General features: G+C 46.0%; 10 protein-coding genes. 8 read left to right on the top strand and 2 right to left on the bottom strand.

Translation table 11 applies throughout. The features are described from left to right. Window positions 1–5: 5 nt before the first annotated feature. Both ACIRUQ_RS12470 and murC read right to left on the bottom strand, forming a co-directional pair. On the bottom strand, window positions 6–1,187 hold the full coding sequence (locus tag ACIRUQ_RS12470) for a DnaD domain protein (protein WP_021738513.1): 1,182 nt from the start codon (window positions 1,185–1,187) through the stop codon (window positions 6–8). Window positions 1,188–1,370: 183 nt separating this feature from the next. After that, entirely contained in the window at window positions 1,371–2,753 is a 1,383-nt protein-coding gene (gene murC / locus ACIRUQ_RS12465) for a UDP-N-acetylmuramate--L-alanine ligase (protein ID WP_022036708.1), read from the bottom strand. 375 nt (window positions 2,754–3,128) lie between these two features. On the opposite strand from murC, the gene ACIRUQ_RS12460 reads away from it, so the two are divergent. From ACIRUQ_RS12460 to ACIRUQ_RS12425, 8 genes are all read left to right on the top strand, one after another. Beyond that, window positions 3,129–4,400, top strand: coding sequence for a glucose-1-phosphate adenylyltransferase (locus ACIRUQ_RS12460; RefSeq protein ID WP_055289326.1), 1,272 nt, complete (start codon window positions 3,129–3,131; stop codon window positions 4,398–4,400). Further along, window positions 4,400–5,518 carry a glucose-1-phosphate adenylyltransferase subunit GlgD gene (glgD, locus tag ACIRUQ_RS12455; protein ID WP_021738516.1) on the top strand — a complete coding sequence of 373 codons (1,119 nt, stop codon included), beginning with the start codon at window positions 4,400–4,402 and terminating at the stop codon, window positions 5,516–5,518. The genes ACIRUQ_RS12460 and glgD overlap by 1 nt, the downstream gene beginning before the upstream one ends. A gap of 104 nt (window positions 5,519–5,622) precedes the next feature. Next, window positions 5,623–5,886 carry a septation regulator SpoVG gene (gene spoVG / locus ACIRUQ_RS12450; RefSeq protein WP_022036709.1) on the top strand — a complete coding sequence of 88 codons (264 nt, stop codon included), beginning with the start codon at window positions 5,623–5,625 and terminating at the stop codon, window positions 5,884–5,886. A 132-nt stretch (window positions 5,887–6,018) separates the two neighbouring features. Further along, window positions 6,019–6,588, top strand: coding sequence for an aminoacyl-tRNA hydrolase (gene pth, locus ACIRUQ_RS12445; RefSeq protein ID WP_022036710.1), 570 nt, complete (start codon window positions 6,019–6,021; stop codon window positions 6,586–6,588). Between the two features lie 113 nt (window positions 6,589–6,701). After that, a complete protein-coding gene (gene mfd, locus ACIRUQ_RS12440; protein WP_055289324.1) occupies window positions 6,702–10,247 on the top strand; it encodes a transcription-repair coupling factor in 3,546 nt (1,181 codons plus the stop codon). A 287-nt stretch (window positions 10,248–10,534) separates the two neighbouring features. Next, window positions 10,535–11,608: a peptidyl-prolyl cis-trans isomerase gene (locus tag ACIRUQ_RS12435; protein WP_055289322.1), complete on the top strand. Its 1,074-nt coding sequence runs from the start codon at window positions 10,535–10,537 to the stop codon at window positions 11,606–11,608. Between the two features lie 149 nt (window positions 11,609–11,757). Then, a complete protein-coding gene (locus ACIRUQ_RS12430; RefSeq protein ID WP_055289320.1) occupies window positions 11,758–12,291 on the top strand; it encodes a shikimate kinase in 534 nt (177 codons plus the stop codon). 129 nt (window positions 12,292–12,420) lie between these two features. Then, a complete protein-coding gene (locus tag ACIRUQ_RS12425) occupies window positions 12,421–13,710 on the top strand; it encodes a UDP-N-acetylglucosamine 1-carboxyvinyltransferase (protein WP_021738525.1) in 1,290 nt (429 codons plus the stop codon). The last annotated feature ends 201 nt before the right edge of the window (window positions 13,711–13,911 follow it).

Below are 13,911 nucleotides of genomic sequence, written 5' to 3'. Positions count from 1 at the left end.
TTGGTCTAGGATTGTGGTTTGTTTTCGGTAGCAGACATGGATTTCTGAAGCAGTTGCTGCTGCAGATCCTGATAATTGTTATTCCGCTGTTTGAAATTTGTAAACTGGCTGGCTGTGGCCGGCTGCTGCGAACGTTCCGGTCTGGATTTTTGCTGCTGATATACCTCATCCGCTTTTGCCACCGCGTCCATGGTATGGATCCCCGCTTTGTGCCATTTCTCGAGAATGGAATTTGCATATCCAAAGTTCGGTTCATGGATGGCACGGATGGTTCGGCTGCATGCTTCTGCAATCAGTTCTTCCGGAAAACCAAATTTTGTACTCCACTGTTTCAAAAAGTTCATTTCAGGAGGTACAAGGTTACGTCCGCGGATACCGAAGGCTTTTATGACGGTATGGTACAGAGAACTGTCCTGGTTGAGCATCTGTCTGGCCTCTTCCACGGTACGGATATTGTGATCAGCAAAATCTTCTGCGATACGCTGCATATAATGAAGGCTGGTGTGTCCTTTGGAAACACAGTTTTCAATGAGAAATTCAATGAGTTCTGTGGAAAAATGCAGTTCATCGTACCAGAAGAAGATCATATTCAGATCGTTTTGGTTCAGTGTGCGTCCCAGATATTTTTCAGTGATAAAGATCAGTTCCCGGACATCGGATTTTTCACAGAACGCACGGGTGTCATCCAACGTGTAAGCTGGGCGTTTGCGGGTTGCTGCCTGAATAAAATGATCTGTGACGTTTTCAGTGGAAGCACTCTGCTCCTGAGCGGTATTCTTTTTCGGATAAGGTGTTGAAATATTCTGCCGGTTGGATACGACAGGGGAAGGAGATATTTTTTTCTCCTGCTGAGCAAGGTCTGCCGTGTCGTTCACCTGTGCAGCAGAGTACGCACTGTTAAGCATCCGGATGCCGGAGAGGTTGTCATTGGCATCGTATTCCAGATGGAACAGCCGCAGCTTTTCCCAGTATTTTAAAGCCCGGAGAATATCCCGTTCTGTGCAGTCGAAATGATCTGCCAGACCGGAAAGGGAAAAATCCGCAGAGGGCTGCGCAAAACAGCGGAGCAGGTACAGATAGATTTTAACGTACTCTCCGTTGGCGCGGGTCATGTATTGATCAATAAAAATATTCGGCACGCAGGTTGCTGCCGCCGACTGGTCATGATATAACGTAATTTTTGCCATAGTTGTATCTCACTTTCGCCTTGAAGTATATCATATCGATTTGAAAAAGAGAAGAAAAAGATATCCACATCACAGCGGGGATAATCCCGTCTGAAATGTGGATATCGTATTTTGAACGCAGTCGCTTTGCGACCTGCGTTCATGAGCAGGTAGCGAAAGCGGATTGCGAATGTCCGCTTTGCTTTAGCGTCTGCCCAGCAGATGCTCGCCCACCTGATAAATGTCGCCGGCTCCCATGGTAAGGATCAGATCGTTGTCGGTACATGTCTCCAGCAGGAAGTTTTCGATGGCATCAAAGGACGGGAAGTAGTAACTTTCCGTTCCTTTGCGGCGGATGTCGTCTGCCAGATCTTCGCAGTGAATTCCGAGAGTATCTGTCTCCCGGGCTGCATATACATCAGCAAGGACAACCACATCAGCCAGAGTCAGAGCATCGGAGAACTGATTCCAGAATGCTTTGGTACGGGTATAAGTATGCGGCTGGAAGACACAGATAATACGACCGTGCGGATAATTGCGTGCAGCAGTCAGTGTTGCAGCAATCTCTGTCGGATGATGTGCATAATCATCAATGATAGTGATGCCGCCGAGTTTTCCTTTGTATTCGAATCTTCTGGCAGTACCGCCGAAAGCCTGCAGACCGCGGATGATGGTGTCTGTATCAATACCGGCTTCTGTCGCAAATGCGATAGCAGCCAGTGCGTTGGCGATATTGTGTCTGCCCGGAACGTTTAAGGTCACATGTCCGGCAGCCTGTCCGCGTACCAGGAACGTAAAGGATGGGCAGGCAGCTTCATTATAAGTAATGTCAGAAGCAGAGTAATCTGCCTCTTCTGTCAGTCCGAACGTAACGACACGTTCTTTTAAGTCTGCGATAATCTCTTCCGGATGCTCAATGGCTGCGTTCAGGATCAGGACACCATCTGCAGCTGTATTCTGAGCAAATTTATGGAACGAATTCCGAATGTCATTGATATCCTTGAAGAAGTCCATATGATCTTCTTCGATGTTCAGGATAATGCTGTATTTCGGATGGAAATTCAGGAAACTGTTGGTGTATTCGCAGGCTTCTGTCAGAAATACATCTGAACCGCCCACGCGGATATTTCCTCCGATGGCTTCCAGCATACCACCCACAGAGATGGTCGGATCAGTTTTGGCTTCCAGCAGAATGTGGGAGATCATGGATGTTGTGGTTGTCTTTCCGTGGGTACCGCTGACAGCGATGGATTTGGCATAGTTGTCCATGAGCTGTCCCAGGAACTGGGCACGGGTCAGCATGGGGATGCCTGCGTCATTTGCGGCTTTCCACTCGGCATTGTCCGGATGGATGGCTGCCGTGTAAACGACCAGCTGAATGTCCTTTGTGATATTGGCTGCGCGTTGACCGATGAAAATCTTTGCGCCATTTTTTTCCAGCTGTTCTGTCAGAGCGGAGGCTTTATTGTCAGAACCGGATACGGTAAAGCCTTCCTTTAATAAAATTTCAGCGAGACCGCTCATGCTGATGCCGCCGATTCCTATAAAATGAATGTGAATAGGTTTTTCGAAATCAATTTTGTACATATTTATCTACCACCTGTATATAAAAGATGTGTTATGGAAAAAGATTACTTTCGCATTGTGGTTTTCCGGATAACACGGATTATTACTTTAAAATATTATACCCCATTGATGGTGGATTGGCAACGCTTTTGCATTCGAGTCGAAAATATCTGTTTCGGAAGTTCGGGAGTAGTTGCATTCAAGTTGAATTTTAGGTTTACTCGGAGACATGGTATTACCGCTTGTGAGATTTGTCAAAAATTACCGATAATTTACATAAAAATTGTTAAATGTGTGGTGTACAGCAACGAAAAATATGTTATAATTCTGATATCAAATTTAATTTTTAAATAGCAGTGTGTCTGATCATGCTGTTATTGGCAAGAGGTGATTTACATGATTCGAAAGGAAATGATTGCGATGCTTCTGGCGGGAGGTCAGGGAAGCCGTCTCGGCGTGCTGACTGCAAATGTTGCAAAACCGGCAGTTGCATTCGGAGGTAAATATCGTATTATCGATTTTCCGCTCAGTAACTGTATTAATTCCGGAATCGACACAGTCGGTGTACTGACCCAGTACCAGCCGCTTCGGTTAAATACGCATATCGGTATTGGTATTCCGTGGGATCTGGATCGTAATAACGGTGGTGTTACGATTTTGCAGCCATATGAGAAAAGTGGCGGAAGTGAATGGTATTCCGGTACAGCGAATGCTATTTATCAGAATATGAAATACATAGACAGTTACAATCCGGAATATGTACTGATCTTGTCCGGAGACCATATCTATAAGATGGACTATGAAGTGATGCTTGATTTCCATAAGCAGAACAATGCGGATGTTACCATCGCAGTTATGCCGGTGCCGATGGAGGAGGCAAGCCGTTTTGGTATCGTAGTGGCCGATGAGGAGAACCGTATTTGTGAGTTCCAGGAGAAACCGGCAGAGCCAAAGAGCAATCTTGCGTCCATGGGAATTTATATTTTCAGCTGGAAAGCACTGAAAGAAGCGCTCATTGCAAACGAGGATGTGGAGAACTGTGACTTTGGTATGCATGTGATCCCATACTGCTTTGATAAGGGGGAGCGTATTTTTGCATACGAATACAACGGATACTGGAAAGATGTAGGAACCCTTGGTTCTTACTGGGAAGCTAATATGGAGCTCATCGATCTGATTCCGGAGTTTAATCTGTATGAAGAATACTGGAAAATCTATACCAAGAGTGATGTCCTTGCACCACAGTATATTGCTGCTGATGCAAAAGTGGACAAGAGTATCATTGGTGAGGGTACGGAAGTGTACGGTGAAGTACATAGCTGTGTCATCGGTGCTAACGTAACCATCGGAAAAGGAAGCGTTGTCCGTGATTCCATTCTTATGGAAGGTGTGACCATCGGAGAGAATGTTGTGATCGACAAGGCGATCATCGCAGAGGATACCCTGATCGGAGACAATGCTGTGCTTGGTGTTGGTGAGGAAAAACCGAACAAATTAAAAGAGAGCGTTTATGCATTTGGCCTTGTGACCATCGGAGAAAAATCCGTGATTCCGCCAGATGTAAAAATCGGCAAAAATACTGCAATTTCAGGTGTGACAACACCGGAAGATTATCCGGATGGATTGCTTGACAGCGGGGAATATATTGTTAAGGCAGGTGGCAAATAATGAAAGCATTAGGTATTATTTTAGCAGGTGGTAATAATTACAGAATGAGAGAGCTTTCCGAAAAGAGAGCCATTGCTGCAATGCCGGTAGGCGGTGGATTCCGTGCCATTGACTTTGCACTGAGCAATATGAGCAATTCTCATATCCAGCGTGTTGCGGTTCTGACCCAGTATAATTCCCGTTCCTTAAATGAGCATCTGAACTCTTCTAAATGGTGGGATTTCGGACGTAAGCAGGGTGGCCTGTATATTTTTACACCGACGATTACGGCAGAGAACGGAAACTGGTACCGCGGAACAGCGGATGCCCTGGCACAGAACATTGATTTTCTGAAGCGCAGCCATGAACCGTATGTTATTGTGGCAGGCGGCGACTGCGTATACAAACTGGATTATAATAAGGTACTGGATTATCATATCCAGAAGAAAGCGGACATCACCATTGTGTGCAAAGATGTACCGATGACAGAGGATGTCAGCCGATTTGGTGTTGTTCAGATGAATGAAGAATCCCGTATCGTGGATTTCGAGGAAAAACCGATGGTGGCTCAGTCCCATACAGTTTCCACCGGTATTTATGTGCTACGCAGAAGACAGCTCATTGAGATGCTGGAGAAGAGTATGCAGGAGCACCGGTTTGATTTTGTTACAGATATCCTGATCCGTTACAAGAATCTGAAGCAGATTTACGGATACAAACTGGAAAATTACTGGAGCAATATCGCCAGTGTGGAATCTTATTATCAGACAAACATGGATTTCCTGAAACCGGAGATCCGCAATTATTTCTTCCATCAGGAACCATATATATATTCCAAGGTGGATGATTTGGCTCCGGCAAAATATAATACGGGAGCAGAAGTCCGCAACAGTCTTGTGGCGAGCGGATGTATTATCAATGGAACAGTGGAGAACTCCGTACTGTTCAAACAGGTATTTGTAGGCAAGAACTGCGTAATTAAAAATTCTATTATTTTGAACGATGTTTACATCGGTGACAATACGCATATTGAGAATTGTATCGTGGAGAGCCGTGATACAATTTGTGCCAATACTTATTTATGCGGCGAAGATGAGGTGAAAATTGTGCGCGGGCACAATGAACGTTATATCATGTAGTCACGCTGTACGCGGCAGAGGGGAAAAGACCGGCATTGATGTGACAGCTCAGCATACGAACCGACCTGCTGTGAAGAAAGAAATATACACAGGGGAAAAGAAGTATGAACATTACAGATGTGAGAATTCGAAAAGTTGACAAAGAAGGAAAAATGAAGGCTGTTGTATCGATCACGATTGATAACGAATTTGCAGTGCATGACATTAAGATCATCGAGGGTGAGAAGGGTGTATTCATTGCAATGCCAAGCCGGAAAAACGCAGAAGGGGAGTATAGAGATGTAGCCCATCCGATCAATTCTGATACAAGAACACAACTTCAGGAAATGATCATGGAAAAATATCGTGAAGAAATTGCGGAAGCATAAATAATTGTGGTATACTATCCACAACTGCACAGAAGGAGAATCCTGCATTGCACAGGATTCTTTCTTTTTGATTTGCAAGAAATAAAGAAAAAATAAAGATGCGACCAAAAAGAAACAGGAGGAAAAATAGAAATGTACCTCATCGTAGGACTTGGAAATCCAACCGCAAAATATGAAAAAACACGGCACAATGCAGGTTTTGATGTTATTGATGCCATTGCAGATAAATATGGAATTGAACTGAATTTACGAAAAGGGAAAGCTTTTTGCGGAACCGGTTATATTGAAGGGCAGAAAGTGATGCTGGCAAAACCGCAGACGTATATGAACCTCAGTGGTGACAGTGTCAGTGCCCTGGTGAATTTTTACAAGCTGGATCCGATGGAAGATCTGATTGTTGTTTTTGACGATATCAGTCTGGTCCCGGGCAATCTGCGGATCCGGAAAAAAGGAAGTGCGGGCGGACACAACGGTATCAAAGATATTATTGCAAAAACCGGGACGGATCAGTTTGCCCGGGTTAAAGTCGGTGTGGGAGAAAAGCCGGCAGGCTGGGATCTGGCAGATCATGTGCTGGGACGGTTTTCGCCGGAGGACAGAGAAAAATTCGACGATGCAGTGAAAGAGGCTGTGGATGCTGTTACGTTAATGGTTCAGGACAGAACTGATGAGGCAATGAACCGATATAATCGGAAGAAATAACGAGAGTGTAGACTTGCAGAGATGCACAGAAAAATATGTCATGCATTGCATGACGTGCATCTCGCAGTAAGAATGCCGGGGGCATTCTTGAATAAATGTAAAGGAGGAATGACATGGATGCTTTTGTAAGTCCGCTGCATGAACTGGGCAGTTTTGAGGAACTGGAGCGGGCCTCGGCAGAGGAGGGCACGGTGCTCTCGGCAACCGGCTGTATGGATGCACAAAAACCACATATGATGTACGGATGGAACAATGGCAGGGGTATGCGTGTCATTGTTACTTTTAATGAACAGAAGGCACGGGAACTGCTGGATGCTTACCGGTATTTTGACCGGAAAGCGGTATATTTTCCGGCAAAGGATATTCTGTTCTATCAGTCGGATATCCGTGGTAATGCACTGACGCAGGAGCGGATGCAGGCATTCAGGACCTTGTTTGAGGAAAAGGATGCGGCCATCATCACTACTTTTGATGCATTGTTGGACCGACTGGTGCGGCCGGAAGTGCTGCGTGGATTTTTGCTGCGGCTGAAGAATGAGGATACGGTAGATCTGGAGGTGCTGCGCAGACGTTTGGTAGGGCTGGGTTATGAAAGTGTCTATCAGGTAGAAACACCAGGCGAATTTGCCATCCGTGGCGGTATCGTGGATATTTTTGCACTGACGGAGGAACTCCCTTACCGTATCGAACTGTGGGGGGATGAGGTAGATTCCATCCGTACTTTTGATCCGGACAGCCAGCGTTCCGTGGATACCATGGAAGAGATCGTGGTGTATCCGGCAGCGGAACTTGTGCTGACAGGGGAGCAGAAAAGTGAAGGATTGGACCGCATTATAAAGGATGGAAAAAAAATCACAGAACGTTTCCGAAAGGAGATGAAAACCCAGGAAGCACACCGGTTACAGGAAGCGGTAGATTTGCTGAAAGAGCAGGTGGAGGAACTTGGAAGCCTCAGGGCGGCAGAGAGTTATCTGACGTATTTTTATCAGGATACTGTGGGATTTCTGGAGTTTGCCTCCCGTTGTGCCAAGGCACAGGAGCAGAAACTGCTGATCTTTATAGATGAACCGGCTCGCTGTCTGGAGAAAGCGTCTGCAGTGGAAAAAGAATTTTCCCAGAGTATGACGCAGCGTCTGGAGAAAGGCTATATTTTGCCGGGACAGGCAGATATTCTATATACCCATCAGACGGTGACAGCACAGATACAGCAGTTTGGCTGTATCCTGATCTCGGCCATGGAACTGCGGGCAGAGGGACTGACACCGGCGCAAAGCTGCTTTTTCCAGGTGCATTCTGTCAATGCTTACAACAGCAGTTTTGAACTGCTTTCCAAAGATCTGAAAAGTTATAAAAAACGCAAATACCGGGTGATCCTCATGTGCAGCTCCCGGACCCGTGCGGAGCGTATGGCGGAGGATCTGCGACAGGAGGAACTGAATGCATTTTTTACGACTGATACAGACCGTGCGGTGCAGCCGGGAGAAGTCATGGTGCTGTATGGCAAGCTGAAACGCGGATTTGAATATCCGGATATCAAATTCGTCGTGCTGACAGAGACCGACATTTTTGGTGGGGAAAAGAAGAAACGGAAAAAGAAAAAGAAGATTTACGAGGGTGAGCATATCCAGAGTTTCTCCGAACTGAAACCGGGAGATTATGTGGTGCATGAGAATCACGGTCTCGGTATTTTCCGCGGCATAGAGAAAATCGAAGTCGACAAGACCATGCGGGATTACATGAAGATTGAGTATGACAAAGGCGGCAATCTGTATGTGTTGGCGACACAGCTTGATCTGATCCAGAAATATGCCGGTGCGGATGCGAAGAAACCGAAGCTGAACCGTCTGGGCGGACAGGAGTGGACAAAGACCCGGCATCGGGTACAGAAAGCGGTACAGGAAGTGGCGCAGGAACTGGTGGAATTGTATGCCATCCGGCAAAGTAAGGAAGGCTATGAGTATGGACCGGATACGGTATGGCAGCGGGAATTTGAGGAAATGTTTCCATATGATGAGACGGAGGATCAGCGTCTTGCCATCGAAGCGACGAAGGCGGATATGGAAAGCAGGAAGATCATGGATCGTCTGATCTGCGGTGACGTTGGTTTTGGCAAGACAGAGGTGGCAATCCGAGCGGCTTTCAAAGCAGCGCAGGAGGAAAAACAGGTTATTTATCTGGTGCCGACGACGATTCTGGCACAGCAGCATTACAATACATTTGCACAGCGGATGAAGGATTTTCCGATCAATGTGGAACTGATGTGCCGGTTCCGTACTCCGAAGCAGCAGAAAGCGACTCTGGAGGGGCTGAAGCGTGGAACCGTGGATATCGTGATCGGAACCCACCGCCTGCTGTCTAAGGATGTGGAGTGCAAAAATCTCGGTCTGCTGATCATTGATGAGGAACAGCGGTTTGGCGTGACACATAAAGAAAAGATCAAACAGATGAAAAAGGATGTGGATGTGCTGACGCTGACAGCAACCCCGATTCCGAGAACGCTGCATATGAGTCTGATCGGTATCCGTGACATGAGTGTATTGGAAGAGCCGCCTCAGGATCGTATGCCGATCCAGACTTATGTTATGGAATATGATGAAGAAATGATCCGGGAAGCCATTGAGCGTGAAATGGCCAGGGACGGTCAGGTGTACTATGTATTCAACCGGGTCAACCAGATTGCAGAAGTGGCAGCAAGGATTGCAGAACTGGTGCCGGATGCAGAAGTGGCATATGCGCACGGTCAGATGAGTGAGCGGGAACTGGAGCGCGTGATGTATCAGTTCATGAACGGGGAAGTGGATGTGCTAGTGTCGACTACTATTATTGAAACCGGACTGGATATCGGAAATGTCAATACTATGATCATTCACGATGCGGATAATCTGGGACTATCCCAGTTGTATCAGCTGCGAGGAAGGATTGGACGTTCCAACCGGACAGCCTATGCGTTCCTGATGTACCGCAGAAATAAGATGCTGAAAGAAGTGGCAGAGAAACGGCTGTCTGCCATCCGGGAATTTACCGATCTGGGAAGCGGGTTCAAGATTGCCATGAAAGATCTTGAAATCCGGGGGGCCGGGAATCTGCTGGGTGAGCAGCAGCATGGTCATATGGAAGCCGTCGGATATGATCTGTACTGCAAGATGTTGAATGAAGCGGTAAAAACGGCAAAGGGAGAAGCAGTGGAAGAATCCTTTGAGACATCCATCGATATTGAGCTGGATGCCTATATTCCAAACGGTTATATCGCAAATGAATATCAGAAGCTGGATATTTACAAGCGGATCGCAGCCATTGAAAATGAGGAAGAAAAGGATGAGATGCTGGATGAACTGATCGACCGTTTTGGAGAACCGCCGCGGCCGGTACAGAATCTGCTGCGAGTGGCACAGTTGAAAGCAGAAGCTCACAGCCTGTATTTTGTGGAAATCAAAGAGTCTTCCAATGACATTATCTTCCGGATGTTTGAACGTGCGAAAGTAAATGGAAGCAACATTCCGCTGGTGGTGGAGAAAAATAAACCATTGTTGTCTTTTGTTCCGGATAAAAAAGAACCGTATTTTTATTATCGAAAACAAAAAAACAGTCCTGATACGATTGAGGTGATCTGTCGTGTGCTGGCAGACTGCCGGGAATTGTTGACGGAGCAGGATTTGTAATGTAAAAATACCTTGCGGTGACGGGGAATCTACGTTATACTTGACAAATGAAAGTATCCGCTATGTGCAGTGATTCTGAGAGGAATATGTCAGATTACGCTGACCAGAGTGATGCACCAGGTTTCACGTGCGTTCGACTTGAATCATTATATCATGCACAGGCCGGATATCGGAAAACAGACAGAATTTAATTATAAATAGTATTAAGAGACATAATATCACATGCGGTACAGATTTTCGGTGGAAACATACGAGGAAGCTGATGACCGTTATAGATGGAGGAAACCATGAGATTTAAGAAATTTGCTGCAATTATCCTGATGAGTACCATGATTGGAACGATGAGTCTGAGCGGATGCGGTGGCGTGAACAAAGATGCAGTGGCAATTACGATGACAAGTGATGACAAAGATGCCATCGAAGTGACAATGGGATATGCAAACTTTGCGGCACGTATTCAGCAGGCCGGTTATGACAGTGTTTTTGCTTCTTATTATGGAGATGACTACTGGACAAATGACTCCTATGCAAAGGATGGAAAGAACATGCAGGAATCTATAAAGGATAGTGTACTGGAAAGCATTGAGACACAGTATCTGCTGGAGAAACATATGTCAGATTACGGTGTGGAGATCACAGAGGAAGATCAGGCAGCCATCAAAAAAGCAGCAGAGCAGTTTATGTCTGACAACTCCAAAGCAGCACTCAAAGAAGTGGGAGCTACACAGGAGTATGTAGAGCGTTATCTGTATCTGCAGACAGTAGAGAAGAGAATGAAGGCAGCCATCAGCGCGACTGCTGATACAAACGTATCCGATGAGGAAGCAGCACAGAGAACATTCAGTTATATGAAGATCAGTCTGACAACTTATACGGATGAGAGCGGCAAACAGCAGACTTATAGCGCAGATGAGACCACTGTAGTGAAGAAAAATGCAGACGATGCAGCACAAAAAGCACAGAGCGATTTTGATGGAACCGCACAAGAATATTCCTATGATGTAAAGACATATTCTTATGGAAGCGATGAAAAGAGCGAGGCAGATGGCGGTTTCTGTGATGCGGTCATCGCAGCGGCAAACAGCATGACAGCCGGACAGGTATCCGGTCTGATCGAGGGTGCCGACTGTTATTATATCATCCGACTGGACAGCGAGTTTGATGCAGATGCAACAGAAAAGAAGAAAGAAAGTATCATCAGTGACCGTCAGGATCAGCTTTATCAGGATGTAACGGATGGATACAAAGACGCTGTAAAGATCAAAGTTGATGAGGATGAGTGGGCGAAAGTGAAATTTGATAATATCTTTACTGCACCGCCTGCTGCGGACAACAGCGATTCCAGCGCGACAGCAGAATAAGATGCCGGTTTTACAGATCAGAAGGTGTACATTGGAAAGATCATAGACCGGATATCAGAAATTCAGATAAAACAGACAGAGCGGACATTTGTCCGCTTTGTTTCACGGGTTACAGGATAGAAGTTTACAGAGAAAGATTTAGTTGAGAGATGAAAAAGGAAAATATTGTTTTAATAGGCATGCCGGGTGTTGGAAAAAGTACCATCGGTGTCGTTCTGGCAAAAGTTCTTGGATATGAGTTTATTGATGCAGATCTGCTGATCCAGAAAGCAGAGGGCAAGCTGCTCCGGGAAATCATCGAGGAGAAGGGAACGGACGGTTTTATCGAAGTGGAGAACCGTGTAAACAGCCAGATCCGGACAACACACAGTGTGATTGCGACCGGCGGAAGCGTCGTGTATGGAAAAGAAGCGATGGAGCATCTTGGTTCCATCGGAACAATCGTATATCTAAAACAGAATCTGAAGCCACTGGAGCGTCGGCTGCGCAACATCAAAGGACGTGGCGTTGTATTGAAACCGGGTCAGACATTAGCCGGACTGTACAAAGAGCGTGTGGTCTTATATGAAAAATATGCCGACATCATTGTGGATGAATATAAACTGAATGTAGAACAGACATTAGATGCTGTTTTACAGGCATTAAAAGAAAAGAATGGAACCGAAAAGGCTGAAGATGAATAAAATAAAGCAAAGTTTCTTTTCTAAGAGAGAATTTCATGATACAATAGGTGAAAATGAAAGATTTTCTTGACAATTTTTTTAAGATATAGTTATAATAGCGTGTTTAAATATATAGCATAGAGGTGCAAAATGGATCAATATGTAATTAAAGGTGGAAATCCGTTAGTCGGAGATGTGGCAATCGGCGGGGCAAAGAATGCAGCGCTGGCGATTCTTGCCGCAGCAGTGATGACGGACGAAACCGTTACAATAGATAATTTACCAAATGTCCGTGATATCAATGTCATGCTTCAGGCAATCGAGAACATTGGTGCGACTGTCGAGCGGATCGACGTTCACACGGTAAAGATCAACGGCTCAACCATTCATGAAACGAGCGTTGATAATGAATACATCAGAAAAATCCGTGCGTCCTATTATCTTCTGGGCGCCTTACTTGGAAAATATAAAGATGCAGAAGTAGCACTGCCGGGCGGATGTGCGATCGGAAGCCGTCCGATCGACCTGCATCTGAAAGGATTCCGTGCTATGGGTGCGGAGATTGACATTCACCATGGTCTGGTAGCAGCGAAGGCAGACCGCCTTTGTGGTACCCATATTTATATGGATAAGGTTTCCGTAGGAGCCACCATCAATATCATGATGGCAGCAGCTATGGCAGAGGGAAAGACGATCATCGAGAATGCAGCGAAAGAGCCGCATGTCGTTGATGTGGCAAATTTCCTGAACCGAATGGGAGCTAATATCCGCGGAGCCGGAACAGATGTGATCCGTATTTCCGGTGTTGAGAAACTGCACAAGACGGAATATTCTATCATTCCGGATCAGATCGAGGCAGGTACATTTATGTTTGCGGCAGCCGCAACACATGGTGATGTCACAGTAAAAAATGTCATTCCGAAGCATCTGGAGGCAACCAGTGCGAAATTGATCGAAGTGGGATGTGAGATTCAGGAGTTTGATGATGCAGTGCGTGTCATCGCAAAGAATCCACTGCATCATACGCAGGTGACTACACTGCCGTATCCGGGCTTCCCGACAGATATGCAGCCACAGATGGGTGTGGTACTGGGTGTTTCCGAGGGAACAAGCACCATTACCGAGAGCATTTTCGAGAACCGTTTCAAATATGTGGATGAACTGGAGAAGATGGGTGCCAATATCAAAGTGGAAGGTAATATCGCGATCATCAACGGTGTGGAGCGTTATACCGGCGCGAGAGTCAGCGCACCGGATCTTCGTGCAGGCGCAGCTCTGGTCATTGCAGGACTGGCAGGCGACGGCATCACTATCGTAGACGACATCTACTATATTGAACGTGGATATGAGGCGTTTGATGAGAAATTCAGAGGCCTTGGCGGCATGATGGAAAAGGTAAGTTCTGAGAAAGAGATTCAGCAGTTCCGGTTAAAAATCTGATCCGTGACAGAAGACTGATATCCGGCAGAAGTGAGAAAAATGAATAGCAGGCGGGCGGGCAATATGGACTGCCCGCTTTTTATTTGATAGGAAATTACGTTGAATTTCCTATCAAATAAAAGCACTTCGTGCAAACAATGCACACTCGCACGAGAAGAAATGATTGCTTCGCAAGCGTGCTCGGCGCGGACAAGAAAGATG

The organism is Eubacterium ramulus, from assembly GCF_045002895.1.
In the GTDB taxonomy this organism is placed as follows: domain Bacteria; phylum Bacillota; class Clostridia; order Lachnospirales; family Lachnospiraceae; genus Eubacterium_I; species Eubacterium_I ramulus.
Note: the sequence above shows the minus strand (reverse complement) of the source record. Positions and strands in the feature narration are given on the sequence as shown.